The following is a 25,385-nucleotide window of genomic DNA, read 5'->3' as shown; positions in this document are numbered from 1 at the left end:
AATAGTATTCCAAAAATTGCTTTTCGTACATCAATTATGCTCTTTAAAACATTGTAAATCTGTGAAATCATATAATCGGTGCAATTAATCCGAAGGAAAATATTCTAATCATGACAAAAAAAATAGCAATTATAGGTTCTGGAAATATTGGAATTTCTTTAGCAAAGGGATTGGTAAAGGCCGACTTTGCGCAAGCTGCCGACATTACGCTTACCCGTAGAAATATCAACCATTTAAAATCTTTCGCTGAGGCAGGATTTGTTGTAAGTAACGACAATAAGCAAGCAGTTGCCAATGCTGATGTTGTAATCCTTGCTGTTTTACCTCAACAGCTAAACATTGTTTTGGATGAAATTAATGCATCGGTAGTTTCGGCTAAACATTTGGTAATTTCGGTAATTTCTGGCGTAAGTTGTGCTGCAGTTAGAGAGAAATTGGGCAATGATGTGGAAGTAATCAGAGCGATGCCAAATACGGCAATTGCTATTGGCCAATCTATGACTTGCCTTGCTAGTGATAATGCATCTGTAGAAAACTTAGCAAACGTAACCAGAATGTTTGAAACAGTTGGATCTGTGGTTAAGATTAATGAGGATTTAATGACTTCAGCAACAGCACTTTGCGCTTGTGGTATCGCTTTCTTCTTAAGAGCAATCAGAGCAGCATCACAGGGCGGAGTTGAGATTGGTTTTCATGCAGATGAAGCTTTGAAAATGGCAGTACAAACGGCAAAAGGTGCTGCAGATTTATTATTGCTTAACGCCACACACCCAGAAACTGAAATAGATAAAGTAACTTCGCCAAAAGGTTGTACCATTGCTGGCTTAAACGAAATGGAACATAATGGCTTTAGTTCATCGTTAATTAAAGGCATTAAACTTTCGGCATTAAAAGCTGGGAATTTATATACTAAAGAAGGTTAATGGTAGAAGGTTTGAAGGTGAAGGGTCTTGGCACAACATCTTGATACTTGATACTAAATACTCAATACTATGTTGTTAGAAAATATACAAAAAGAGAGTTTAGATTTATTACGACAACTGATCCGCATCCAATCTTTTAGTAAGGAAGAAGATAGAACTGCGAATTTAATCGCTCAATTTTTAGAAGAACGTGGGGTAAAAACTCATCGTAAGATGAATAATGTTTGGGCTTATAACCAGCACTTTGATCCTGCAAAACCAACATTGCTTTTAAACTCACATCATGATACCGTTAAACCAAATTCTGGCTACACCCGCGACCCTTATGATGCCTGCATTGAAGGCGACAAGTTGTTCGGTTTGGGCAGTAATGATGCTGGTGGTTGTTTGGTTTCGTTAATTGGAACTTTCTTGTATTTCTATCCTCAAAAAGATTTAAAGTATAACATTTGTTTAGCCACAACGGCGGAAGAAGAAATTTCTGGCAATAACGGATTGGAATTGGTTTTACCTGATTTGGGTGAACTGGAATTTGGTATTGTGGGTGAGCCAACAGAAATGAATTTGGCCATCGCTGAACGAGGTTTGTTGGTGTTAGATTGTGTTGCTTACGGAAAAGCTGGGCATGCGGCCAGGGAAGAGGGCGAGAATGCAATTTACAAAGCACTAAAAGATATCGAATGGTTTAGAAATTATCAGTTCCCGAAAGTTTCTGAAGTTTTCGGTCCGCTGAAAATGACAGTTACGATTATTAATGCTGGCTCGCAACATAATGTGGTACCTGCAAATTGTACTTTTACCGTTGATGTTCGTGTAACGGATTCTTATACCAACGAAGAAGTTTTGGAAATTATTCGTGCGAATGTAAGTTGCGATGTTACACCTCGTTCTATCCGTTTAAAACCATCATCGATTGATAAAAATCATCCAGTAGTTCAGGCTGGTGTAAGTTTAGGAAAAACAACTTATGGTTCGCCAACCACATCAGACCAAGCCTTATTGGATATTCCATCAGTAAAATGTGGTCCAGGTTTTTCTGGTCGCTCGCACATGGCCGATGAATTTTTATATGTTAAAGAAGTTGCCGAAGGTATAGAGGGTTATGTAAATATGCTAAAACCCGTGATTAAAGGTTGAAGGTGGAGGTTGTAACTTTGAGGGATTGGATGCTTATCTTATATGTTCTTATATATCTTACATGGTTAAACTACCGCCAAGCAAAATGTTTTATAAATGAATTTTGCGTTCTCTTTAAAAAACTCGGCGTACTCGATGGTAAAAAGGATAAAATAGCTTTGTGTGCTTTGCGAAAAACTTAGCGACCTTTGCGGTAAAGAAATTAATATGAACCCTGCGTAGCAAGCTTCATCAAAAATAAAAATAAATAAATATCCTGATGAAAATCTGGCAAAAAAATATAGATGTAAATAAATTTGTAGAAACTTTTACCGTTGGGAAAGACCGTGAATTGGATTTACAAATGGCAAAATTTGATGTTTTAGGTTCTTTGGCGCATACTCAAATGTTAGAAACCATTAATTTGCTTACAGCAGATGAATTGGCCACAGTTAAAAAGGAACTTAAAAATATTTACGCCGAAATTGAGGCCGGTAAGTTTATTATCGAAGATACGGTTGAAGATGTACATTCTCAGGTAGAATGGCTATTAACTCAACGCATCGGTGAAGCCGGTAAAAAAATTCATAGCGGGCGTTCGCGTAACGACCAGGTTTTGGTGGATTTAAAGCTGTTTTTCCGTGCCTGCATCGAGGATATGGTGAACCAAACTTCAATATTGTTTAACCTATTAATTGAGTTGAGCAATACGCATAAAGATAAGTTGATGCCAGGTTATACCCATTTGCAAATTGCAATGCCATCATCTTTTGGTTTGTGGTTTGGTGCTTATGCCGAAAGCCTTGCCGATGATATGGAATTAATGCTTGCGGCTTGGAAGATTACCAACAAAAATCCATTGGGTTCTGCAGCGGGTTATGGTTCATCTTTCCCTTTAAACAGAACTTTAACCACAAATTTATTGGGCTTTGAAAGCTTAAATTATAATGTGGTTTATGCACAAATGGGGCGTGGAAAGACAGAAAGAATTTTGGCTCAGGCGATGAGTGCCGTGGCAGCAACTTTGGCCAAAATGGCAATGGATGTTTGCTTATTCATTAATCAGAATTTCAGTTTTATCAGTTTCCCGCCCGAATTAACTACCGGTTCGAGCATTATGCCGCACAAAAAAAATCCTGATGTATTTGAATTAATTCGTTCGCGTTGCAATAAAATTCAGGCCTTACCTAATGAAATTGCGATGATGATTACCAATCTACCATCTGGTTATCACAGAGATTTACAGTTGTTGAAAGAGAACCTTTTTCCTGCAATTACTTCATTAAACGAATGTCTTGAAATCGCGACTTTTATGTTCCAAAACATCACCATAAAAGATGATATACTAAAGGATAAAAAGTACAATTACCTATTTAGTGTTGAGGTTGTTAACGATTTGGCTTTACAAGGCGTTCCGTTTAGAGAGGCTTATAAAATAGTTGGCGAACAAATTGAAAATGGTACTTTTGCACCATCAGGCCAAATACATCATACACACGAGGGGAGCATCGGCAATCTTTGTAACGAGCAAATTTCTGCAGCAATGGAAAACATTTTGGCTCAATTTGGTTTTGAGAAAGTGAATAAAGCAATAGAAGATTTAATAGCATAATATGAAAGTTTCAATATTAGCCAGCGCTTTAGTTGGTTCAGAAATTATAAAAATTGGTAACGAAGTTAATGAGATGAAACGCAAAGGCGCATCAATCGCTAACTTAACCATAGGTGATTTCGATTCAAACATCTACCCAATCCCAACCGAATTAAAAGCTGGAATTGTAGATGCATACCATGCCAATCAAACCAATTATCCACCTGCAGATGGCGTTTTGCAATTAAGAGAAACCGTTTCAGAATTATTAAAAGAAAGGTTTGGTTTGGAATATAATACCAACAGCATTTTAGTTTCAGGCGGTTCTCGTCCGTTAATTTACGCAACTTATTTGGCACTAATAGACCCAGGCGATACCGTAGTTTTTCCGGCACCATCTTGGAATAACAATCACTATTGTCACTTAACTTCGGCAAAAGCAGTCGCAGTAGAAACTGATGCCGAGCATAATTTTATGCCAACCGCTGCACAATTGAAGCCACACTTAAAAGGTGCCACATTGTTGGCTTTGTGCTCACCATTAAATCCAACAGGAACCATGTTCGACGCAGATTCTCTTGTAGAAATTTGCGACGTTGTTTTGGAAGAAAACGCATCTCGTGGAGCGGATGAAAAACCATTGTATTTAATGTACGACCAAATTTATTCATTGCTTACTTTTGGTAAAGAACATGTAAATCCAGTTTCTTTACGTCCTGCAATGCGAGAATTTACTGTTTTTGTTGATGGCAGTTCGAAATGTTTGGCAGCAACTGGTGTACGTGTGGGTTGGGGTTTTGGTCCGGAAGATATTGTAAACAGAATGAAGGCTTTGGTTGGACACATGGGTGCTTGGGCACCAAAAGCTGAGCAAGTTGCCATGTCAAATTATTTCAATGACAAAACACAGGTTGATACTTTCTTAACCAACTTTAAGAGCCAAATTCAGGATAGCTTAAATGCACTTTACAATGGCTTCAATGAACTAAAAAATGAAGGCTTTAATGTTGATGCCGTTGAACCGATGGGTGCCATTTATTTAACAATTAAAATTGACTATATCGGAAAAACTACAACAGATGGTCAGCTTTTAAAAGATAGTGCTGATGTAAACTTCTACTTAATTAAAGAAGCTGGAGCAGCATTGGTTCCTTTTTCTGCCTTTGGTAATGAATACAGTATGCCATGGTTCAGGGCATCTGTTGGCGCATGTACTTTGCAAGATATTAAAGACATGTTGCCAAGAATTAAAGCAGCACTTAGTAAGTTGAAATAAAATATATAAATATGCTTACGGGTTTTTAAAATCTGTAAGGATTGAATACCTTAAAGCTTTGAGAATATAGATTTTTTAAATTTATATTTTCTTAATTCGTTAATGTGTGTAAGCATCATAAAAGGATAATTTTTAAATTTGTATATTAGTTTAAAATCAAAGTCAATATGGAAACTTATCTAGTCCATCCAAATAAAATTCAAGAAAAAGCCTTGAAAGCTTTTTTAAAAGCTTTGGAAGTCCCTTACGAAATTAATAGTAACGAAGCCCTTCCTGCTCATGTCATAGCCGGAATTAAAAAGGGGAAGGAAGATATCAAATCTGGTAAAAGTTTGTCATTTGACGAATTCAAAGAAAAAATTGCCATTATTTGATGAGTTTACCAATAGTAATATCAAATACAGCATTCCAAACTTTTGAATCAATTTGTGTTCAAATTAAGGATAGGCTTGGAGATAAAGCTTTAAAAGATTTTAAAAAAAATACGATTAAAACTCTTGAATTAATTAGCAACTCACCATTAATCTATAAGGAAACCGAGTTCAATCCAAACATCAGAAAAGCAGTAATAAAAAAGCTTTCATCAGTATTTTATGAAGTTAAATCCGATAGGATAGAGGTTCTTTTCTTTTGGGATAACAGACAAGAACCACTACTTTATTAAGAAATTGGAAATTATATTTTAAATGCTTTCCATTAAATAAATATAGAAAGTCCTATCAAGTTTGAAAAGATGATAGGACTTTTTTGCTTGTAAAGCCCCTTTAGTGGTTTAGGCTATTTAAACTCACTCGTTTTATGGAAATCAATATCCGGATAATCCTGCTTCGTTAAATTAATCATGTATTCACTATCGGCCAAATAAACAGGATTTGCTTCTTTATCAAAGCCGATGTGTTGTTGTTTACGTTTAACAAACTCCTCTAATTTCTTTCTATCACTTGATGTTACCCAGCTCGAACGTGTATAACTCAATGTACGGAAGCGACATTTTGCACCATACTCATGCTCTAAACGGAAGTTAATTACCTCGAATTGAAGTTCACCAACAGCGCCAATTACCTTTCTGTTTCCTGGCTGCATAACAAATAATTGCGCAACACCTTCATCGGTTAATTGTTCAATGCCTTTTTCCAACTGCTTGGTTCGCATTGGGTCCATGTTTTCAACCTCTTTAAAAATAGACGGAGAGAAACTCGGAATTCCCTTAAACTGCAACTTTTCACCTTCAGTTAAGGTATCGCCAATTTTAAAATTACCACTATCATACAAACCAACCACATCACCTGGCCAAGCCTCTTCAACAATGCTTTTCTCGTTTGCCATAAAATCCATCGGGTTCGAAAATTTCAGTTTCTTATCCTGACGGGTATGATAATAGAATTTATTACGCTCAAATTTACCTGAACAGATGCGCAAGAAAGCAATTCTATCGCGGTGTTTTGGGTCTAAATTAGCGTGAATTTTAAATACAAAACCACTAAAATTTTTCTCTTCAACCAAAACATCACGCTCCTCGGCCTCTCTGTGTCGCGGACTTGGCGCAATATCGATAAATGTGTCCAACAATTCCTTAATACCGAAGTTATTAATTGCGCTACCGAAAAATACTGGTGCTAATAAACCCTCGTTGTAAAGTTCCTTGTCAATTTGCCCGTAAACGCCATCAACGAGTTCTAAGTCATCTTTTAAATTGCTGATTTCTTTTTCTTTTAAGAAATTCGTAAGGTTATTATCATCCAAATCTTCAACGGCAATTACCGAGTTAGAGATTTTAGTTTTATCTGGCTGAAAAAGATTTAAATGTTTATTATAGATGCTATAAACACCTTTAAAAGTATGCCCTAAACCAATTGGCCAAGAAAGTGGACATAAACTAATGTTCAGTTTTTCCTCAATTTCATCCAACAAATCGAAAGCTTCCTTACCTTCTCTATCCATCTTGTTAACGAAAATAATTACAGGCGTATTCCGCATTCTACAAACCGACATCAGTTTTTCGGTTTGTTCCTCAACGCCTTTCACACAGTCTACAACAAGAATAACGCTATCTACAGCAGACAAAGTTCGGTAAGTATCTTCCGCAAAATCCTTGTGCCCGGGCGTATCCAGAATATTAATCCGCTTGCCGCTGTACTCAAAACCCATAACCGAAGTTGCCACCGAGATACCACGTTGTTTCTCAATTTCCATAAAATCGGAAGTGTTGCTTTGGTTCGCTTTATTCCTTTTTACCGCTCCAGCAGTGTTAATTGCACCTCCAAAAAGCAGAAATTTTTCTGTTAATGTGGTTTTGCCTGCATCGGGGTGACTTATAATGGCAAAGGTTTTACGTTTTTCTATTTCAGGGTTAAGCATAATAAAATTTTGGGTAAAAAGTGGCGATGAAACCTGGTTAAAGGAATTTAACTGCGATAAGATTTGAATAGTTTTGTTTCATCTGGCTGCAAAGATAGCAAATTTGCTTAACTGTTTGAACTGGTTAATCGAGAATACTATGAGACCATAATTCTGTTCATAAAAGATTTTTAGAGATAATTTTAAGAAAAGCAATGTCGGTAGTTCTTGGGTTGCTTCAGTCCCGCCATACATTGCAATCTTTTTTTAAACTCCTGTCATTTTGTGTTTTAAAGCATTTGTTCTATCGGCTGATTTACAAGTATAACTTAGGTTTCTGCAATAAAAAGGATTTCCATTTCTGTCGGGTTTGGATAACTTCTTCAGTAATTCTTTGGATTGTTTTTAAAACCTATAGTCTGTAAATTTCCTTTTTCAGGTTTAAATTTTATCATATAGCCAAGGGTTTAAACCCTGGGCTATATTTATTAATGTATGGTATGCTTGCTTGTTTCACAGGTTTCATCGGTATAAAGCGAATGGCAGGACTGCAGTTCCCGAAGAAATACTGAACGCTCATTTCCAAAAAATCAGAATCGTATTTTAATAGTTAACGACACTAAAAACCTTCTTATAAACGATAATCTTACAAATCATACTTATTTTTGTGCTAAAATTGTTAGCTTTAAATATCCCTTCAAAATAAAGCAACCAAAAATCTTATTGCCAATGCCAGAATTAGAAGAAACTTCTATGGCCGCAGAAATTGCGGCTAAATTTGTAAATTATACCTCCAAACATGTTTTCTTAACGGGAAAAGCCGGAACAGGTAAAACTACTTTTTTGCGGAAACTGATTAAGCTAACCCATAAAAAGGCAGTGATTTGTGCGCCAACTGGTATTGCAGCTATTAATGCCGCAGGTGTTACAATTCATTCACTTTTTCAGCTGCCATTTGGGTCGTTTTTTCCTGATGCTGCAGCAAATATCATCAACCAAAACATCACTTTTAACTTCAATACACCACGCTCAATTGTTAAGCATTTAAATATGCAGACCAATAAACGACGTATGATTCAGGAGTTGGAACTGCTGGTGATTGATGAAGTGAGTATGCTTCGAGCCGACATGCTTGATGCGATTGATTTTGTTTTACGCTATGTTCGGAGGAATAGAAATGTGCCTTTCGGTGGTGTTCAGTTACTTTTTATTGGCGATTTGCACCAATTGCCACCCGTTGTAAAAAACGATGAGTGGCGGGTAATGTCGGGTTTTTACAAAAGCATTTACTTTTTTGATGCATTGGCTCTGCAGAATAATGCACCAGTTTATATCGAGTTAGATAAAATTTATCGTCAGGATGATGCAGTGTTTATCGACCTTTTGAATAACCTAAGGAATAATAAAATTACTCCAGATGATACGGCTTTATTGCACCAACATTTTAAGCAAGATTTTAAACCATCGGCAGATGAAAATTACATTACACTAACCACACACAACAACAAAGCCGATAGCATAAACAGAGAAAGGTTAACTCAGCTTAAAAATAAATCTTATTTTTTTGATGCAAAAATTCAAGGAGAATTTAATGAATATGCTTATCCGAACGATAAAAGTTTAGAACTTAAAGTTGGTGCTCAAATTATGTTTATTAAAAATGACATGTCTGCCGAAAAGCGCTATTACAATGGTAAAATTGGCGTTGTTCATCACATCGAAAAGGATATTATTGAAATTGAATTGCCTGAAGATAAGGTAGTGATTGATGTTTCGCCATATACTTGGGAGAACGTAAAATATAAATTGAACGAAGCTACAAATGAGATTTCGGAAACTGTGGCTGGTTCTTTTATTCAATATCCAATAAAGTTGGCTTGGGCCATTACTGTTCATAAAAGCCAGGGTTTAACTTTCGACAAGGCGATTATAGATATTGGAGATGCTTTTGCCCCCGGGCAAGCGTATGTTGCTTTATCGCGTTTACGCTCTTTAAATGGTTTGGTTTTGACCTCGCATTTGCGGGAAAACGGTTTGCAGCAAGACCAAAACATTCATTATTTTTCTAAAACTAAACAACCTGCCGAAGTGCTGAATCAGCAGATTAGTTTTGAGAGTTACGATTTTATCAGAACGTATTTATTAGCAGCTTTCGATTTGAATTTGGTTCGCTATTATTTAAAAGAGCATGTTCAAACTTTTGATAAGGGAGAAAAATCTACCAAGCAGAAATACGATGAGTGGACGATGGAACTTTATCGTGATTTTCAAAAAATTACCGCAACTGCTGATACTTTTATTAATCAACTTAAAAATTTATTTGCTACACAAACGGAACACACTTTATTTAATGTTTCTAAAAGAGTTGGTGCAGCTTTGAAATATTTTAATCCGTTGGTAAGAGAAATTTCCGATAGGCTTTTAGCTCATATTGAGTTAATTAAGGAAGATAAACAGATTAAAACTTATTTAACAGAATTGTTGGAACTAGAGATTTTAGTGTACGAGCAATTGAAAAAAATGCACAAGAGTAAAGCACTTTTACAAGCCATTATTGATGGGAAGGAATTTAGCAAAGCTGACACCGATGCTTTGTTAAATACTGCCGAACGCAATCAACAATTGCAGAAGGCAATTCAATTGAAAGGCATGACATTAAAAGTAAAATCTGCTACAGAAAAGAAAAATAAGGAACCAAAAGTTGATACCAAATTAGTAAGCTTTGAATTATACGAAAAAGGGAAAAGCTTAGAGGAAATAGCTAAAGAGCGAGGCTTTTCTGTCGGGACTATTGAAGGGCACCTGGCGTATTATGTTTCTACGCAACAAATTGATGTTGCTAAATTAGTTAAACCGAATAAAATAAAAAATATTGCAGATGCGGTTGAAAGTCAGAAAACAAAATCGATGGCCGTGATACGGGATTTTTTAGGGAAAGATTATTCATTTGGGGAGATTAAGTTAGTGTTGGCATCGTTGTTTCCATCGGAAGAGTAGGGGAAATTAGTACTCAAAGTAAATAGTTTTAAAAAATAGGGAGCTTGATAATAGAAGATTTAGAATTAACTAAATAGGATTTTTTACCACAGAGCAAACAGAGGTAAAGCACAGAGAACACAATGAATTTACTGGGTAAATTTTTTTAGTATCATTTTACATTGTATTTTTCTTAAGGCCCACTGAGAACATAAGAATATGAAAGAAGATTTGTTAACAAGAACAATTATAGGGTTAGCTATTGATGTTCATAAAGCCCTTGGGCCTGGTTTACTCGAAAGCGCATATAAAGAATGCTTATTCTATAAAATCGAAAATGCAGGGTTTTTAGTTGAAAAGGAAAAAATGATGTCAGTAACTTTTGAGGATGTTAAAATAGATTGTGGTTATAGAATCGATATTTTAGTGGAGAATAATTTAGTTTTAGAATTAAAAAGTGTAGAAAAACTTGCAGACATACATTTAGCGCAAACCTTAACTTATATGAAATTAGGTGGGTTCAAATTTGGTTTGCTAATAAATTTTAATGTTTTACTCTTGAAAGATGGAATAAAACGAGTTATTAATGGTTATTGATTAAACTTAGTTTCCTTTGTGAAAATCTATATGACCTCTGTGGTAAAAAGAACCATGCACGCCTGGTCATCTCAATTGTTTAGAGTAATATAATTGTGTTTATTGTGTGAAAATCTTAATGGCCTCTGTAGTTAAAAAATGAAAAAATACTATCTTAGCATTCGTGGAGAAAGTTAATGTTTTAGCGCAATATATGCCTGCCCAGGCTGCACCGCTAATTGCAAAATGGATAGATTATTTTCAGTGCGAATTTAAAATTGCCAAAACCCGTTCTACCAAACTAGGCGATTACCGACATCCATATCGAGATAAAGGACATCGAATTTCTGTAAATTTCAATTTAAATCATTACGCTTTTTTGGTTACTACCGTTCACGAATTTGCACATCTTTTAACCTGGAACGATTTCAAAAACAAAGTAAAACCACATGGGTTAGAGTGGAAAAAAAACTTCCAAAGAATGATGGTTCCATTTTTTGAAATGAATATTTTTCCAGATGATATTCATAAGGCGATAGATAATTATATGTCGAATCCTGCCGCATCAAGTTGCTCAGATTTACATTTATCAAGAGCTTTAAAAAAATATGATTCTGCTAAAACCGAAACCTTACATTTAGAACAATTGCAAGTAAATACCATTTTCAGAATAAAAGATGGAAGGCGGTTTACCAAAGGAGAGCGAATAAGAAAGCGGTATCGATGCGTTTGTTTAGACGACAAACGGATTTATCTTTTTAATCCTTTGGCGGAGGTTTTTATAATCTAGTTGTTTGGATTGTTGGTTATTTCGTTTTTTAGGCGTTTGGTCTTCTATATTTGATTGCCCAAATTTTAACCTGCCAAAAAACAAATAAACTAATCAACTAAAAACCTAAATTCATCCCCATCAAATAAACCCTTATCGCTCAATTTTAAATGTGGAATAACCAGTAAAGCCATAAAAGAAAGCGTCATAAAAGGAGCTACTAATGTAGAGCCAAGTTCTTTTGAAAACCTATCAATTGACGTATATAATTCAGCTACCTCATAACCATTGTGGTTGCTCATTAAACCTGCCACAGGTAGCGGCAAAACTTCTTCTTTTCCATTTCCTACAGCCACTACACCACCAGTTTCTTGGATAACCAAGTTAACCGCCTCACAAATACTTTTATCATCTACACCCACAGCGATAATGTTATGACTATCATGCGCTACGCTCGATGCAATTGCACCTGCTTTAAAACCGAAATTTTTAACAAAGGCAATGGCAATTGGTGCATCAAAGTAACGGTTAACCACAACCATTTTTAAAACATCATTGTCTAAATCACTAATGATATTTCCATTTTCTACTTTAGGTAAGCAAAACAATTTATCGGTAATTAATTGTCCGTCCAAAGCCTCGATAACTGGTATTTGCTGCTGACCAGAAAAGGGAAACACAAAATCTGCCTCTTTTTTTGAGCTGCAGTTAAAATGATTTACGGATGCCTTATCTTCAACTTTTTGTATCCAATTGTCAACCATTTCGCCCTTTTCTGCCAGTAAAATTCCATCAATATAGGTTTGCTTTACCTGGAAGTTTATCAAATCTTCAATCACTATAAAATCAGCATAGTTGCCAACCTGTAAAGCGCCAACATCTAATTTATAATGTAGAATTGGATTGATGCAAGCAGCTTGTAAAACATTAAAAATATCGATTCCCTTTGCAATTGCTCTGGCGCAAAGTGCGTTAATGTGACTTTCAACCAAGCTATCAGGATGTTTATCATCACTGCAAAACATCATCATTTCTGGCCAATCCTTTAATAAATCAATTAAAGCATCGAAATTTTTTGCAGCACTTCCTTCGCGGATTAATATTTTCATACCCCTTTGAAGTTTATCCAAAGCCTCTTCAGCAGTAAAACACTCGTGGTCGGTAGAAATTCCGGCATCAATATATTGCTGAACAGTATTGCCACGTAATCCTGGTGCATGTCCATCAACAGGTTTTCCCAATGCGTGTGCAGCAGCTATCTTCTTTAAAACTTCTTCATCCTTATAAAGTACACCAGGGAAATTCATCATTTCGCTCAAGTATTTTATTTCCGGTCGCTCTAAAAGTGCTTTAACATCATCGTGGTTTAATTCAGCACCAGCAGTCTCAAAAATAGTTGCCGGAACACAGCTAGGTGCTCCAAAATTGAATTTGAAAGGAACAGTATTTCCATTGTCTATCATAAATTCAACACCTTCCATTCCGCAAACATTGGCAATTTCGTGTGGGTCGCTAATGGTTGCAACTGTACCGTGAACAACAGCCAGCCTCGCAAATTCACTTGGAATAAGCATACTGCTTTCGATGTGGACATGGCTATCAATAAATCCAGGCAGGATAAATGGAATTCCATCCTTTTGCTCAGCAATTTTATTGATGGATTTTATCTTCCCATGCTCAACTTCAACCTCGCCAAAGAAAATGTTTCGCTCTGTAATATCTACAATGTTTCCTTCAACCTTAAAATTGCTCATTTTCTCTATTTATAAATTAGTCACGGAAGTATAGATTGACCTGGAATTAAACTAATATTTTCCGTGGCAAAAGTATTCTAAAATTTTAATAATTTTTCTATCGTTTCTGCTAACCTGGCTTTTGCCAAAAAGTTATCTTCTAAAGATTTGTTCATGGGTATTGCCGTATCTAAACTAGCACAGCGCATTACAGGTGCATCCAGGTATTGAAAACAGTGTTCTCCAATCCATGCAGAAATTTCGGCACCAAAACCATTGGTTAAAGTATCTTCGTGTAAGATTATAACTTTTCCTGTCAATTTTACAGCCGCTGAAACTGTTTCCTTATCCCAAGGCTGAAGTGTGCGTAAATCAATTAGAGTTGCATCAATTTCAGGGTTATTTTTCAGGTAATCTAAAGCCCAATGAACACCTAAGCCATAGGTAATTATCGTAAATTGTTTTCCATCAGTTAACTTAACCGCTTTGCCAATTTCCGTTGTAAAATAACCGTCGGGAACAGGACCGCTTAAACTTCTATATAAATATTTATGTTCGAAATACAATACTGGGTTTGGGTCATCAATTGCAGCCAGCAATAAACCTTTTGCATCCTCAGGGAAAGCAGGATAAACGATTTTCAAGCCTGGCGTTTTAGTAAACCAAGCCTCGTTACTTTGCGAATGAAAAGGACCAGCACCTGTTCCGGCACCTGTTGGCATTCGAACTACAACATCAGCCTTTTCGCCCCATCGATAGTGCGTTTTAGCCAAATTATTTACAATCTGATTGAAGCCAACAGTAACAAAATCGGCAAACTGCATTTCTACCACAGCCTTAAAACCATTGATGGATAAACCCAAGCCTGCACCCACAATTGCCGACTCGCAAATTGGTGTATTGCGAACTCTGCCTTTTCCGTATTTAGCCGTAAAGCCATCGGTAATTTTAAAGGCACCACCATAATCCGCAATATCCTGACCCATTAAAACCAGATTGGGATACTTCTGCATCGCCAAATCCAAGCCATCTGTTATTGCATCTAAATATCTTTTTTCTGTTGATGACGGTGCAGGTTCGATTACTTTTTGTACAAAAGGAAAATACATATCGCTTCCCTCTCTAATGGAATCCACTTGAGGTTCAGGCTCTTCAAAAGCCTCTTCCACTTCTAATTCGATAGCCTTTTTGATTTGAATTTTGATATCAATGATTGAATCGGATGTTAAAATTCCCTGGGTAATTAAATAAGATTCATAATTGCTTAACGGGTCTTTCTTTTCCCATTCATCAAATAATTCTTGAGGTATGTATTTGGTACCCGATGCTTCTTCGTGTCCACGCATTCTGAATGTCAAACATTCTATCAATACTGGTCGTGGGTCTTTTCTAATTTCGGATGCCAATTGATTGATGGTATTGTAAACTTCAAGGATGTTATTTCCGTCAATTTGAATACCCTCAATTCCATAGCCAATTGCCTTGTCAACCAGGTTTTTGCACCTAAACTGTTCTGATTTTGGTGTGGATAAACCGTAACCATTATTTTCAATCAAGAAAATAACAGGCAGATTCCAAACAGCAGCCACATTAACCGCCTCATGAAAATCGCCTTCGCTTGTAGCACCCTCACCAGTATATACTAAAGTTGCTTTTTGCTTATTGGCTAATACATCGGCCAATGCAATACCATCTGCCAAAGCCATTTGCGGGCCAAGATGAGATATCATCCCAATAATTTTATAGTCTTGTGTGCCGAAGTGGAACGAGCGGTCTCGGCCTTTGGTGAAACCCGTTGCTTTGCCTTGCCATTGTGCCATTAATTTTTTAAGCGGAATATCGCGACTGGTAAAAACACCTAAATTCCGGTGCATTGGTAAAATATATTCATCACTTTGCATGGCTAAAGTAGAGCCAACCGCTATGGCTTCTTGCCCAATGCCCGAAAACCATTTGCCAATTCTACCCTGACGCAAAAGTTTGAGCATTTTTTCTTCAACCATTCTAGGATAAAGCAGTCTCTTGTATAAATTCAGTAAGAATTTGTCGTCTTTATCTTTTCGATTGAATTGCATTTCGGTTCTCAGTTTTTAGTGAGCAGTTGATAGGAAACCTAAGATTCCTTACTTTTCTTCAAATCTTCCCATTGTTTTGCAAAAGATTTATCTGCTACTTTTGGCATTTCTCGGTACTTACCCCAGCTTTTTTTGAAGAAAGTTTTAAGCATGAAATTTTTAAATTTCCCGCCAAATAAATCCATCCACTTGCGTTTTTGCATCATTCGGTTAAACATTCCCCAGCCAATTTCTTCAACTTTACCGTTTTCGTGGCTGGTTGCTGCATCTCGGCGATTGAGCAAAAGCATTTTGTGTATGTCGATTTTAACCGGACAAACTTCAGAACATTTACCACACAGGCTGGAGGCATAGCTTAAGTGCTTAAATTCTTCCATACCCTTTAAATGCGGCGTAATTACCGAACCTATTGGTCCACTGTAGGTAGTGTTATAAGTGTGACCTCCGATATTTTTATAAACCGGACATGCATTTAAACATGCACCACAACGAATGCAGTATAGACCTTGTCGCTGGTCTTTTTGAGCCAAAAGATTCGTACGACCGTTATCTAAAAGGATAACATACATTTCTTCAGGTCCATCAGTTTCATTTGGTTGGCGTGGTCCGCTTAAAATAGTATTGTAAACTGTTAAATTTTGTCCTGTTCCATGCGATGCCAATAAAGGCCAGAACAAGTCCAGATCTGCCATCGATGGAATTATTTTTTCGATACCAACTATGGCAATATGTATCTTCGGAAATGTTGTACTTAAACGGGCATTTCCTTCATTTTCGGTAATGGCAATACTACCAGTATCGGCAATTAAAAAGTTTCCTCCGCTAATTCCAATATCTGCATTTAAATATTTATCGCGAAGTAACTCTCTGGCTTTTTGCACCAATTGAGGAGGCGTTGCGTCAATGGGCGTTCCGAACTTATCATGAAACAATTTTGCTATATCTGTCGCACTTAAATGCATAGCAGGTGTAACGATATGGTAAGGCGCTTGGCCAAGCAATTGAACAATGTATTCGCCTAAATCACTTTCTAACGATTCAATTTGATTACTTTCCAGGAAATCATTCAAGTGAATCTCTTCGGTCGTCATCGATTTGGATTTGATAACCGTTTTGCCGTTATTCCTTTTGATGATGTTTAAAATCTCCTGTTGTGCTTCTTCGGCATCATTTGCCCAAATAACTTTTCCACCCCTGCGTTGAAAATTCGATTCAAATTCGGGCAAAAATTTATCCAAATTTTCCATCACACGCCATTTTACAACATGCGCTTTCTTTTTTGATGCCTCCAGGTTTTCGAATTTTGATAAGCCGCGTTCTACAGCTACATTGTATTTGCCAATATTGTAATTTATGGTTTTACGATGTGGTAGATCGAAAGCTTTCTCATCAGACTTCTCTAAAAATTCCTCGGCAGTTTTCATCATAACTCAAAGATAGGAATCCATCACGAGTTTACGTTCAGAAAATTTAATAGAGCGAAAAATTTGATATTATAGTTTTGTAGTTACCAAACTATGTTAACCTCATAGTTATGAAACTTTGTATCTTTTGAAATAAGATTAAATCCCATGTCAAGTGCTGTAGAAATAATAATTCTGTCAAAAGGGTCTCGATGCAAAAAAGGTAATGTCTTCAGAATATTCAGTGCGCTTATTTGTACCGGAAGTATGAAGATGTTATTTGCTGAACATGAACCTGATAGTTCATCTAAAGTATATTCTAATTTTAATTTGCCTAAAGATTGTTTTATAGTAATTTCCCAAAAACTTGAAATGCTAAGATATAAATTACAGCTACTATCTTCAAGAATTTCTCTAGCTTTAGTTGATAGCGAATGGTTATCATCCTGCATCCAAAGTAATGTATGGGTATCTAAAAGGTATTGTTTCACTCCATATAATTTTTAAAATCTTTTAACGGCTCATCAAAATCAGTACTCATTTTCATTTTGTCTTTAAGCAATCCAATTTTTCTTTTATTCTTATCTGGCGAATCAATATTTTTTTTCTGTAGGATGAAATCAATAAAGTCTTCAACCTCTTGCTGATATGCAACAGGTATTAACTTTATTTTCTCGAAAATTTCAGCTTGACTCATAAATTCTAGATTTATTCAAAAATAATGTTTTTAAATAATATTTCAAACTGATGAAGGATGGGTTTTATCTCATAAAAAAGCCCCGATTGTTTATCGAGGCTTAATATTTTAACTTAATTATTTCTTTGGATTTCCTTTTCCATCCATATCAACGGCTGGTCGTTTTGCTTGGTTAGCCAATTCCCATGCAGTGTAGTAGGTTAATTGTGCTCTTTTTGCCAAAAGCGGGAAGTTAATTTTGCTAACTTCATCACCTGGTCGGTGATAGTCTTGTTGCAACATACCATCATAAAAGAAAATAATCGGAATACCTAGTTTTGCAAAATTATAATGGTCTGAACGATAATAAATTTGTTCTGTGTCTTTTGGATCATCATATTTATAATCCAGTTTCATTTTAGTATACGTTGCATTTACGCGTTCGCTTAAGTTAGAAAGCTCACTACTCAACATTTTAGAGCCAACTGAATAAATGTAATTTGCAGAATCTGGTTTGCCTAAATATTCTTCACCAATACGACCAATCATATCTGTATTTAAATCGGCGATTGTGTTTTCAACAGGAAAAACTGGATGCTCAGAATACCATTCAGAACCCCATAAACCTTTTTCTTCACCAACAACTGTCATGAATAAAATGCTACGTTTAGGGCCTTTACCAGCTTTTTTCGCATCCATAAAAGCTTTAGCCATCAATAAAACGCCAGTTGTACCAGAGCCATCATCATCAGCGCCATTATTTACTTTATCAGTGGCATTTGGGTCGGTTACTAAACCAATATGATCATAATGGCCAGTAAGCACCAATACTTCTTTCTTAAGCACAGGGTCAGAACCTTCTAAATATCCAAGTACATTTTCGCATCTAACAGGAACTTCATTTTTAGCAGCACTTGCAGAGAAAGGAACATTTAATACTGATGAAGATGGAGCTTGGCTATCTACAATTTTCTTTTGTAAATCTGCAACTGTAGTGTTCGATGCTTTTAATAATTCATTTGCTACTGTGGTAGAAATAGAAATACGAGGAATTTCATTTTGTTTTTGCGCTTCAATAGCTGCATTGGTTTTAACCATTACTCTGCCTTTATTTTGAGCATTTTTGGTGTTTTCAGTTATTCTATCCACCATTGGGTCGATAAGGATAATTGCTTTTACCTGGTTATCTGCAAAATATTTTGCTCTGTTTTCTAACATCGCTCGGTAAGTTGCTCTGTCAATTCTAGTTCCCGGTTTCATTGTTGGGTCGCCAGAACTAAACATCATTACCACTTTGCCTTTAATATCCACGCCGGCAAAATCGTTATAATTATCTTTGTTAATGGCGTAGCCTACAAACACAATTTGATCGGTAGAAAAAGTAAATCCTTTATCGCTAATTAAGCTAGGAGATACAACATAATCTTTTTGGTATTCTTTGGGTTGGCCGTTTACGGTTACCTGGCTTTGCTTTAAAGTAACATTTACCAAATCGATTTTTTGGAAATATCCACCATCAACAGGACCTTTTAAGCCAATAGATTTAAAATAATCGCGGATGTAATCTGCAGCCATCCAAGCACCTTTTGTTCCTGTCTCACGACCTTCATATTCATCAGATGCTAAAACAGAAAGATGTTTAAGTCCATCCGCAGGATTTATAGCTTTGCTAAACTTCATTGCATCTTTATTAGGCGCAAGTGGTTTAACTTGAGCAAAGCAACTCGCTGTAAGGAGCGACGCAATACTAAGGGTTAAAAATTTTTTATTCATTATGTAGTAAAAGTTAGTTTTTTATTAATCAACATGAGATTTTATCAACCCTATTCTGGTGACGACCGCCTTCAAATTCGGTATTTAAGAAAGTTGTGGTAATTTCTTTTGCTTCTTCTTCTGAAACAAACCTAGCAGGAATGCATAAAACATTTGCATCGTTATGTTTTCTAACTAAAGATGCAACTTCAATTACCCAGCATAAGCCAGCTCTGATGTGTTGATGTTTGTTTGCTGTTATAGCTACGCCATTAGCCGAACCGCAAATCAAAATCCCATAATTAAAATCTCCACTTTCTACTGCCGTAGCAACCGGATGTGCGAAATCAGGATAATCTACAGCGTCTGGAGAATACGTGCCAAAGTCCTTAACTTCATAATCGCTAAGGAAAGTTTTAAGCATTTCTTTATATTCAAAACCAGCATGATCCGACCCAATTGCGATTTTAATTTTTGTACTTGGCATTGCTCAAATTTATAGAGAATTATGAAATCTGTTCGTAATGTTTTTGTTAGTTAGCATAAAAAGAAGCATCAGCTTTTTTCTTCTTTTTTTCAATATATGCAGATACAAAAATACTAGCTTCGTATAGTAAAAATAGCGGTGCAGCTACGGTAAGCATCGTTAGAACATCTGGTGTTGGTGTAACAATCGCTGCAATAATAAGTATAATAACGGCAGCATATCTTCTGCTTGATCTCATTAACTTTGGTGTCATTAATCCAAGCTTAGATAATATAAATATGATTATTGGTAGCTCAAAGATAATTCCTGTTCCGAGTGTAAGTGTTGTTATAGATGAGACATAAGAATCTATAGTGAAAGTATTTTTGATTTCAGAACTAACCGTGTAACCAGTTAAAAAGTTAATTGACAGGGCACAAATTATGAAATAGCCGAAAATGATTCCAATTATAAATAGAACTGAAGCAAAGAATACAAAACCGCTTGCCGATTTTCTTTCTTTTTCGTGTAATGCAGGTTTAATAAAACGCCATATCTCCCAAAGTAAGTAAGGAAAACCAAGTACAATGCCACACATTACGCATACATTTAACTGGAGGTTAAATTGTCCTGCCATTTCCGTGTTAATAATTTCTCCATTAATTTTGGTGATACACATATCCTTACCTAAAGAAGGGAAATGTTCTACCAGTTTGCACATCATCCGATAGGTCCAGAAATCAGGCTTTTTAGGTCCAAAAATTATTTTATCCAGAATGTCTTCGTTGAAATAGAAGGCAATTCCGGTAAATACGCCGATGGCAATTACAGCTCTGATTAAGTGTTTGCGCAGTACATCCAGGTGGTCAAAGAAAGACATTTCTGCTTCTAAGGTTGTTCCTTTATTGCCAATAGCTTTTAGTAGTGATGATTTGTTTGTGTCGCTCATGTTGAAAACAAAAATACCATTCTAAATGAATAGAATGGTATGTACGTGCTAAATATAGAAATAGTTTATATTATTCTGAGAAATGAGTTTGATATTGTGCATATCATTGTTGTAAGGTTAATTATAATGACCTCTTAGTGAATTGATTCTGATGATTTTTTTATCCAATAATACTTCATATATAATTCTGTGTTCTTTATCAATTCTTCTTGACCATTTTCCAGTAAGACCGTATTTAAAAGGCTCTGGTTTTCAAATACCTTCATAAGGAGATTTTGTTATTGACTGTATGATTTCTTAAATTTTATTTTAAATAGTTTTGTTGCCAGATTTTTTCCAGAAAATAAGGTCTTTTTCTGCAACTTCATCAAATGCTATTTCCATATATCCTCAACCTTTATCGTTTTAAATTTACCTTCATCAAAGTTTTTATCAGATTCTTGAATTTTTGCTACAAACTCAGGATTATAAGACTTTTCTTTTTTTTCGAAAGAAATTTTCATTGCTTTAAGTACATGCTTAATTGCAGTTAGTTGAGCTTAATTTTCTGGGTGTACAATTAAAGTTTCCATAAATCAAATTTAGTAAAATTCTAAGCTAAAAATTATATTAAACACAAAAAGCCAAGCTATTAAACTTGACTTTTGTGTTTTTTTTTAATTTTCTTTATTGCAAATCTACAAATTCAAACGTTTCCATAAACTTTGTAGTGAAATTTCCGGCCCTAAAATTTGGGTCTTTCATAAGTTGTAAGTGGAAAGGAATGGTAGTTTTAATGCCCTCTATTACAAATTCTCCTAATGCTCGTTCCATTGTACAAATCGCTTCTTCACGAGTCTGTGCAACGCAAATTAACTTTGCAATCATCGAATCGTAGTTAGATGGAATTTGATAACCGGCGTAGACATGTGTATCAACACGAACACCGTGACCACCTGGTGAATGAAAGTTGGTAATTTTACCTGGTGAAGGGCGGAAATTGTTGGCAGGGTCTTCTGCATTGATGCGACATTCAATCGCATGCATATTCGGGAAATAATTTTTACCTGAAATTGGAATCCCTGCAGCAACCTTAATTTGCTCTTTAATTAAATCGAAATTAATAACTTCTTCCGTAACCGGATGTTCAACCTGAATACGGGTGTTCATTTCCATGAAATAGAAGTTACGGTGTTTATCAACCAAAAATTCGATTGTACCAGCACCTTCATAATTTACAGCCATTGCACCTTTAATTGCAGCTTCACCCATTCTAACACGAAGTTCATCTGTCATAAATGGTGAAGGAGATTCTTCAACTAACTTTTGGTGTCTACGTTGAATCGAGCAATCACGCTCAGATAGATGGGAGGCTTTACCAAACTGGTCACCAATAATCTGGATTTCTATGTGGCGTGGATCTTCGATATACTTTTCTAAATATAAACCATCGTTACCAAATGCTGCACCAGATTCTTGACGAGCGCTATCCCATGCATTTTCAAAATCTTCGTCCTTCCAAACCACACGCATACCTCGGCCACCACCACCAGCGGTTGCTTTAAGTATAACTGGATAGCCCATCTCATTTGCAATTTTGATGCCCTCTTTTACACTTCCCAACAAACCTTCCGAACCTGGAATAGTTGGTACACCTGCAATTTTCATGGTTTCTTTGGCAGAAGCTTTATCGCCCATGCCATTAATTTGTTCGGGTGTTGCTCCGATAAATTTGATACCATACTCACGGCAAATATTTGAAAACTTAGAATTTTCAGATAAGAAACCGTAACCGGGATGAATTGCATCAGCATTGGTTAATTCTGCCGCCGAAATAATATTCGGGATATTTAAATAAGAATCTTTACTTGGTGGTGGGCCAATACAAACAGCCTCATCAGCAAAACGCACATGTAAACTCTCCCTATCTGCAGTAGAATAAACAGCAACCGTTTTGATGCCCATTTCTTTACAGGTGCGTATAATACGCAAAGCGATTTCGCCCCTGTTGGCAATTAGTATTTTTTTAAACATAATTTTTAATTTAGGATTGCACTAATTTTAAAGATTACACCAATTTAATCGGGTACCATAAGAAATCTGTGAAATCAAATTAATCGATGAAATCAGCTACTAAATAGGTTCTACTAAAAACAAAGGTTGATCGTATTCTACGGGTGATGCATTATCAACCAATATTTTAACAATGCGACCAGAAACTTCACTTTCAATTTCATTGAAAAGTTTCATTGCTTCAATAATACAAATTACTTTGCCAGTACCAATTTCATCGCCAACATTAACAAACATAGGTTTGTCAGGGCTTGCTGAACGGTAAAAAGTACCAATCATTGGTGACTTCACTGTAATGTAATTTGATGTATCTTCAGCAGCAGGGGCAACTGGAGTAGCAGCAGGTACAGTAGGAGCGGTAGCAACCGGGGCAGCTGCTTGTAAAAGCGGAGCTTGAGGCACACTAGCATGCACAACTGTTGGTGCTTGGTTGGTTTTAATCGTAATCTTAAAGTTTTCTTGCTCTATGGCAACTTCGTTTACACCCGAACGAGAAACAAATTTAATAAGTTCCTGTATTTGTTTGATATCCATTTTTTAAGCTTGTTATGTAAAAAATAGTGTTAATGAATTAACTAAGTTATACTTTTTTTGTTTTATTTATAGTTGTTTAGTTTCTGGGTGTTCGTTGTTTAGTCGACAATGTTTGATATTTAACTTTATAAACACTAATGAACTAGAAAACTAAACAACCAACTAACTATTGTACGCCCACTTAAGGTAAATAGAACCCCAGGTAAAGCCACCGCCAAAAGCTGCTAATACAATATTATCACCTTTTCTCAGTTTACTTTCCCATTCCCATAAGCATAAAGGAATAGTTCCGTTTGTTGTGTTGCCATAACGCTCTATATTAATCATTACCTTATCGGTAGTAACGCCCATACGGTTTGCAGTAGCATCAATAATGCGTTTATTTGCCTGGTGCGGAACCAACCATGCAACATCATCAGCAGTTAAGCCGTTACGCTCCATAATTTCTGCGGCAACATCAGCCATGTTAGTTACAGCAAATTTAAATACTGTTGGTCCTTCCTGATGTGCGTAATGCAGTTTTGCATTAATACTTTCGTGTGTAGCTGGAATAACAGAGCCACCAGCTTTCATGCCTAAGAAATTTCTTCCTGAACCATCTGTTCTTAGAATCGAATCCATAATACCCAAACCTTCTTCATTTGGTTCGAGCAATGCACAACCACAACCATCACCAAAAATAATGCATGTTGTTCTATCTTCGTAATTAATAATGGAGGACATTTTATCGCCACCAACAACCAATACTTTTTTATGTTTGCCCGATTCTATGAAAGAAGCACCAGTAGACAATCCAAAAATAAACCCTGAACAGGCTGCTTGTAAATCATAACCCCATGCATTTATTGCGCCAATTTTGTCTGCTAAAACGTTTGCTGTTGCTGGGAAAGTAAAATCAGGTGTAGTGGTGCAAAAAATAATTAATTCAATTTCCTTTGCATCAATACCTCTCTTTTTTAGTAATCCGTTTACAGCATGAACCGCCATATCTGATGTACCTAAGCCTTCTCCTTTTAAAATTCTACGTTCCTTAATTCCTGTTCTGCTGGTTATCCATTCATCAGAAGTTTCAACCATGGTTTCTAACTCTGCGTTTGTAAGCACATAGTCGGGGACATAACCATTTACTGCTGTAATAGCAGCGTGAATTTTACTCATTTTAAAAATTTTAATAAATTATTTAAATGCCATTCTAATTTTTTCTACCAAACCGGTTGTTATCATTTCTCTGGATTGAAGCACCATGTTTTTTACAGCAAGAGGACTAGAGATTCCATGCCCAATAACAACAGGAGCATTAACACCTAAAACCGGGCTTCCTCCATATTGCTCGTAATTAAAACGATCGAAAAACTCGTCTTTCATTCCTTTTTTAACGGTAAGTACATAAAATGATTCGGCCAATTTAAGCACAATATTTCCGGTGAAACCATCGCAAACAATAACATCAGCTTTATCGTTAAATAAGTCTCTTCCTTCTACATTACCTACAAAGTTGAATAGATTGGTATCTTTCATTAGCGGGAAAGTAGCCATACTAAGCATGTTTCCTTTCTCATCTTCTTCGCCTATATTTAATAACGCAACTTTAGGGTTATTTATTTGCCAAAGATTTTCTGCATATAAACTGCCTAAAACGCCAAATTGCAAAAGAATATCTGGTTTACAATCTGCGTTTGCGCCAACATCAAGCAGTAAGCCTGTGCCGCCTTTAATTTTCGGAAGAATTGTACATAAGCATGGGCGGATAATGCCTGGAATAGTTTTAACGCTAAAAACTGCACCAACCAACATTGCGCCTGAATTACCTGCGCTTGCGAAAGAATCGAGTTTGCCTTCTTTTAAAAGGTTAAAGCCAACTGCAATGCTCGATTTAGGTTTTTGAATGATTGCTTTGGTGGGGTGTTCGCCCATACCAATTACCTCATCAGTATGAACGTATTCAAAATGATCCGGATTAAAACCCTTTTCAGCAAGAATCGGTTTAATCTGCTCGCTGTCGCCGATAAGAACTAGGTGTTCTCCGGCTTTTAGCGATTGATGGGCTGCTATTGCTCCTAAAACAATTGCTTTAGGAGCATAGTCTCCACCCATTATGTCGAGGCCTATTTTCATAGAAAAAATCTGTCTGTGTTAGTTCTAGGTTAATCCTAAAATTTTCAGTTGACTAAGGTATGACTA

23 protein-coding genes and 1 pseudogene are annotated in these 25,385 nt (G+C 36.2%); 9 read left to right on the top strand and 15 right to left on the bottom strand.

The window, feature by feature from the left end; genetic code table 11:
- Positions 1-110 precede the first annotated feature (110 nt).
- The 6 genes from proC (at position 111) to IEV50_RS01820 (ending at position 5,570) form a co-directional block, all read left to right on the top strand.
- Entirely contained in the window at positions 111-923 is an 813-nt protein-coding gene (gene proC / locus IEV50_RS01845; RefSeq protein ID WP_188411548.1) for a pyrroline-5-carboxylate reductase, read from the top strand.
- Positions 924-992: 69 nt separating this feature from the next.
- A complete protein-coding gene (locus tag IEV50_RS01840; protein WP_188411547.1) occupies positions 993-2,060 on the top strand; it encodes a M20 family metallo-hydrolase in 1,068 nt (355 codons plus the stop codon).
- A gap of 259 nt (positions 2,061-2,319) precedes the next feature.
- Complete coding sequence (gene argH, locus IEV50_RS01835) at positions 2,320-3,651, top strand: argininosuccinate lyase (RefSeq protein WP_188411546.1); 1,332 nt, start codon at positions 2,320-2,322, stop codon at positions 3,649-3,651.
- A gap of 1 nt (position 3,652) precedes the next feature.
- The gene (locus IEV50_RS01830) at positions 3,653-4,906 is read left to right on the top strand and encodes a pyridoxal phosphate-dependent aminotransferase (protein ID WP_188411545.1); all 1,254 of its coding nucleotides are present in this window, start codon (positions 3,653-3,655) and stop codon (positions 4,904-4,906) included.
- 167 nt (positions 4,907-5,073) lie between these two features.
- The gene (locus tag IEV50_RS01825; protein ID WP_188411544.1) at positions 5,074-5,280 is read left to right on the top strand and encodes a DUF2683 family protein; all 207 of its coding nucleotides are present in this window, start codon (positions 5,074-5,076) and stop codon (positions 5,278-5,280) included.
- On the top strand, positions 5,280-5,570 hold the full coding sequence (locus IEV50_RS01820) for a type II toxin-antitoxin system RelE/ParE family toxin (RefSeq protein WP_188411543.1): 291 nt from the start codon (positions 5,280-5,282) through the stop codon (positions 5,568-5,570). The genes IEV50_RS01825 and IEV50_RS01820 overlap by 1 nt, the downstream gene beginning before the upstream one ends.
- A 113-nt stretch (positions 5,571-5,683) precedes the next feature.
- Here the strand turns inward: IEV50_RS01820 and IEV50_RS01815 are convergent, their stop codons facing one another.
- The gene (locus IEV50_RS01815; protein ID WP_188411542.1) at positions 5,684-7,264 is read right to left on the bottom strand and encodes a peptide chain release factor 3; all 1,581 of its coding nucleotides are present in this window, start codon (positions 7,262-7,264) and stop codon (positions 5,684-5,686) included.
- Between the two features lie 708 nt (positions 7,265-7,972).
- Here IEV50_RS01815 and IEV50_RS01810 point away from each other — a divergent pair.
- From IEV50_RS01810 to IEV50_RS01800, 3 genes are all read left to right on the top strand, one after another.
- Positions 7,973-10,240, top strand: coding sequence for a helix-turn-helix domain-containing protein (locus tag IEV50_RS01810; protein WP_229746586.1), 2,268 nt, complete (start codon positions 7,973-7,975; stop codon positions 10,238-10,240).
- A gap of 198 nt (positions 10,241-10,438) precedes the next feature.
- Positions 10,439-10,816: a GxxExxY protein gene (locus tag IEV50_RS01805; protein ID WP_188411541.1), complete on the top strand. Its 378-nt coding sequence runs from the start codon at positions 10,439-10,441 to the stop codon at positions 10,814-10,816.
- 163 nt (positions 10,817-10,979) lie between these two features.
- Positions 10,980-11,585: a SprT-like domain-containing protein gene (locus IEV50_RS01800; RefSeq protein WP_188411540.1), complete on the top strand. Its 606-nt coding sequence runs from the start codon at positions 10,980-10,982 to the stop codon at positions 11,583-11,585.
- Between the two features lie 89 nt (positions 11,586-11,674).
- On the opposite strand, the gene ade is transcribed toward IEV50_RS01800, so the two are convergent.
- The 14 genes and pseudogenes from ade to plsX form a co-directional block, all read right to left on the bottom strand.
- Positions 11,675-13,318, bottom strand: coding sequence for an adenine deaminase (gene ade / locus IEV50_RS01795; RefSeq protein ID WP_188411539.1), 1,644 nt, complete (start codon positions 13,316-13,318; stop codon positions 11,675-11,677).
- Between the two features lie 77 nt (positions 13,319-13,395).
- Positions 13,396-15,372 (bottom strand): alpha-ketoacid dehydrogenase subunit alpha/beta, encoded by a 1,977-nt coding sequence (locus tag IEV50_RS01790; protein ID WP_188411538.1) that lies wholly within the window; start codon positions 15,370-15,372, stop codon positions 13,396-13,398.
- 38 nt (positions 15,373-15,410) lie between these two features.
- Positions 15,411-16,799, bottom strand: coding sequence for a LutB/LldF family L-lactate oxidation iron-sulfur protein (locus IEV50_RS01785; protein ID WP_188411537.1), 1,389 nt, complete (start codon positions 16,797-16,799; stop codon positions 15,411-15,413).
- Positions 16,800-16,879: 80 nt separating this feature from the next.
- Positions 16,880-17,266: a type II toxin-antitoxin system VapC family toxin gene (locus IEV50_RS01780; protein ID WP_229746585.1), complete on the bottom strand. Its 387-nt coding sequence runs from the start codon at positions 17,264-17,266 to the stop codon at positions 16,880-16,882.
- On the bottom strand, positions 17,263-17,472 hold the full coding sequence (gene vapB, locus IEV50_RS01775; RefSeq protein ID WP_188411536.1) for a type II toxin-antitoxin system VapB family antitoxin: 210 nt from the start codon (positions 17,470-17,472) through the stop codon (positions 17,263-17,265). Before vapB ends, IEV50_RS01780 begins: the two co-directional genes overlap by 4 nt.
- Positions 17,473-17,589: 117 nt before the next feature.
- Positions 17,590-19,224 (bottom strand): M28 family peptidase, encoded by a 1,635-nt coding sequence (locus IEV50_RS01770; protein ID WP_188411535.1) that lies wholly within the window; start codon positions 19,222-19,224, stop codon positions 17,590-17,592.
- Between the two features lie 28 nt (positions 19,225-19,252).
- Positions 19,253-19,690, bottom strand: coding sequence for a ribose 5-phosphate isomerase B (rpiB, locus tag IEV50_RS01765; protein ID WP_188411534.1), 438 nt, complete (start codon positions 19,688-19,690; stop codon positions 19,253-19,255).
- Positions 19,691-19,736: 46 nt separating this feature from the next.
- A complete protein-coding gene (gene tatC, locus IEV50_RS01760; RefSeq protein WP_188411533.1) occupies positions 19,737-20,618 on the bottom strand; it encodes a twin-arginine translocase subunit TatC in 882 nt (293 codons plus the stop codon).
- Positions 20,619-20,735: 117 nt separating this feature from the next.
- Positions 20,736-20,858: pseudogene (locus IEV50_RS19560) on the bottom strand (type II toxin-antitoxin system YoeB family toxin); the annotation flags it as partial.
- A gap of 134 nt (positions 20,859-20,992) precedes the next feature.
- On the bottom strand, positions 20,993-21,121 hold the full coding sequence (locus IEV50_RS19725) for a DUF2683 family protein (protein WP_262890397.1): 129 nt from the start codon (positions 21,119-21,121) through the stop codon (positions 20,993-20,995).
- 163 nt (positions 21,122-21,284) lie between these two features.
- Positions 21,285-22,631, bottom strand: coding sequence for an acetyl-CoA carboxylase biotin carboxylase subunit (accC, locus tag IEV50_RS01750; protein ID WP_188411532.1), 1,347 nt, complete (start codon positions 22,629-22,631; stop codon positions 21,285-21,287).
- A gap of 99 nt (positions 22,632-22,730) precedes the next feature.
- Positions 22,731-23,204 (bottom strand): acetyl-CoA carboxylase biotin carboxyl carrier protein, encoded by a 474-nt coding sequence (gene accB / locus IEV50_RS01745; protein WP_188411531.1) that lies wholly within the window; start codon positions 23,202-23,204, stop codon positions 22,731-22,733.
- A gap of 162 nt (positions 23,205-23,366) precedes the next feature.
- Positions 23,367-24,362, bottom strand: coding sequence for a beta-ketoacyl-ACP synthase III (locus IEV50_RS01740; protein ID WP_188411530.1), 996 nt, complete (start codon positions 24,360-24,362; stop codon positions 23,367-23,369).
- Between the two features lie 18 nt (positions 24,363-24,380).
- A complete protein-coding gene (gene plsX / locus IEV50_RS01735; protein WP_188411529.1) occupies positions 24,381-25,319 on the bottom strand; it encodes a phosphate acyltransferase PlsX in 939 nt (312 codons plus the stop codon).
- Positions 25,320-25,385 lie beyond the last annotated feature (66 nt).

The sequence above is a fragment of the Pedobacter mendelii genome, assembly GCF_014635725.1.
Lineage (GTDB): Bacteria > Bacteroidota > Bacteroidia > Sphingobacteriales > Sphingobacteriaceae > Pedobacter > Pedobacter mendelii.
Note: the sequence above shows the minus strand (reverse complement) of the source record. Positions and strands in the feature narration are given on the sequence as shown.

Bases quoted from the DNA above. Each gene is read 5' to 3' on its own strand.
- IEV50_RS01825 (WP_188411544.1), top strand. From the start codon at position 5,074: ATGGAAACTTATCTAGTCCATCCAAATAAAATTCAAGAAAAAGCCTTG.
- accB (WP_188411531.1), bottom strand. From the start codon at position 23,204: ATGGATATCAAACAAATACAGGAACTTATTAAATTTGTTTCTCGTTCG.
- vapB (WP_188411536.1), bottom strand. From the start codon at position 17,472: ATGAGTCAAGCTGAAATTTTCGAGAAAATAAAGTTAATACCTGTTGCA.
- plsX (WP_188411529.1), bottom strand. From the start codon at position 25,319: ATGAAAATAGGCCTCGACATAATGGGTGGAGACTATGCTCCTAAAGCA.
- IEV50_RS01820 (WP_188411543.1), top strand. From the start codon at position 5,280: ATGAGTTTACCAATAGTAATATCAAATACAGCATTCCAAACTTTTGAA.
- argH (WP_188411546.1), top strand. From the start codon at position 2,320: ATGAAAATCTGGCAAAAAAATATAGATGTAAATAAATTTGTAGAAACT.
- IEV50_RS19725 (WP_262890397.1), bottom strand. From the start codon at position 21,121: ATGAAAATTTCTTTCGAAAAAAAAGAAAAGTCTTATAATCCTGAGTTT.
- IEV50_RS01770 (WP_188411535.1), bottom strand. From the start codon at position 19,224: ATGAATAAAAAATTTTTAACCCTTAGTATTGCGTCGCTCCTTACAGCG.
- IEV50_RS01785 (WP_188411537.1), bottom strand. From the start codon at position 16,799: ATGATGAAAACTGCCGAGGAATTTTTAGAGAAGTCTGATGAGAAAGCT.
- rpiB (WP_188411534.1), bottom strand. From the start codon at position 19,690: ATGCCAAGTACAAAAATTAAAATCGCAATTGGGTCGGATCATGCTGGT.
- IEV50_RS01805 (WP_188411541.1), top strand. From the start codon at position 10,439: ATGAAAGAAGATTTGTTAACAAGAACAATTATAGGGTTAGCTATTGAT.
- IEV50_RS01840 (WP_188411547.1), top strand. From the start codon at position 993: ATGTTGTTAGAAAATATACAAAAAGAGAGTTTAGATTTATTACGACAA.
- proC (WP_188411548.1), top strand. From the start codon at position 111: ATGACAAAAAAAATAGCAATTATAGGTTCTGGAAATATTGGAATTTCT.
- IEV50_RS01810 (WP_229746586.1), top strand. From the start codon at position 7,973: ATGCCAGAATTAGAAGAAACTTCTATGGCCGCAGAAATTGCGGCTAAA.
- ade (WP_188411539.1), bottom strand. From the start codon at position 13,318: ATGAGCAATTTTAAGGTTGAAGGAAACATTGTAGATATTACAGAGCGA.
- IEV50_RS01815 (WP_188411542.1), bottom strand. From the start codon at position 7,264: ATGCTTAACCCTGAAATAGAAAAACGTAAAACCTTTGCCATTATAAGT.
- tatC (WP_188411533.1), bottom strand. From the start codon at position 20,618: ATGAGCGACACAAACAAATCATCACTACTAAAAGCTATTGGCAATAAA.
- accC (WP_188411532.1), bottom strand. From the start codon at position 22,631: ATGTTTAAAAAAATACTAATTGCCAACAGGGGCGAAATCGCTTTGCGT.
- IEV50_RS01830 (WP_188411545.1), top strand. From the start codon at position 3,653: ATGAAAGTTTCAATATTAGCCAGCGCTTTAGTTGGTTCAGAAATTATA.
- IEV50_RS01740 (WP_188411530.1), bottom strand. From the start codon at position 24,362: ATGAGTAAAATTCACGCTGCTATTACAGCAGTAAATGGTTATGTCCCC.
- IEV50_RS01790 (WP_188411538.1), bottom strand. From the start codon at position 15,372: ATGCAATTCAATCGAAAAGATAAAGACGACAAATTCTTACTGAATTTA.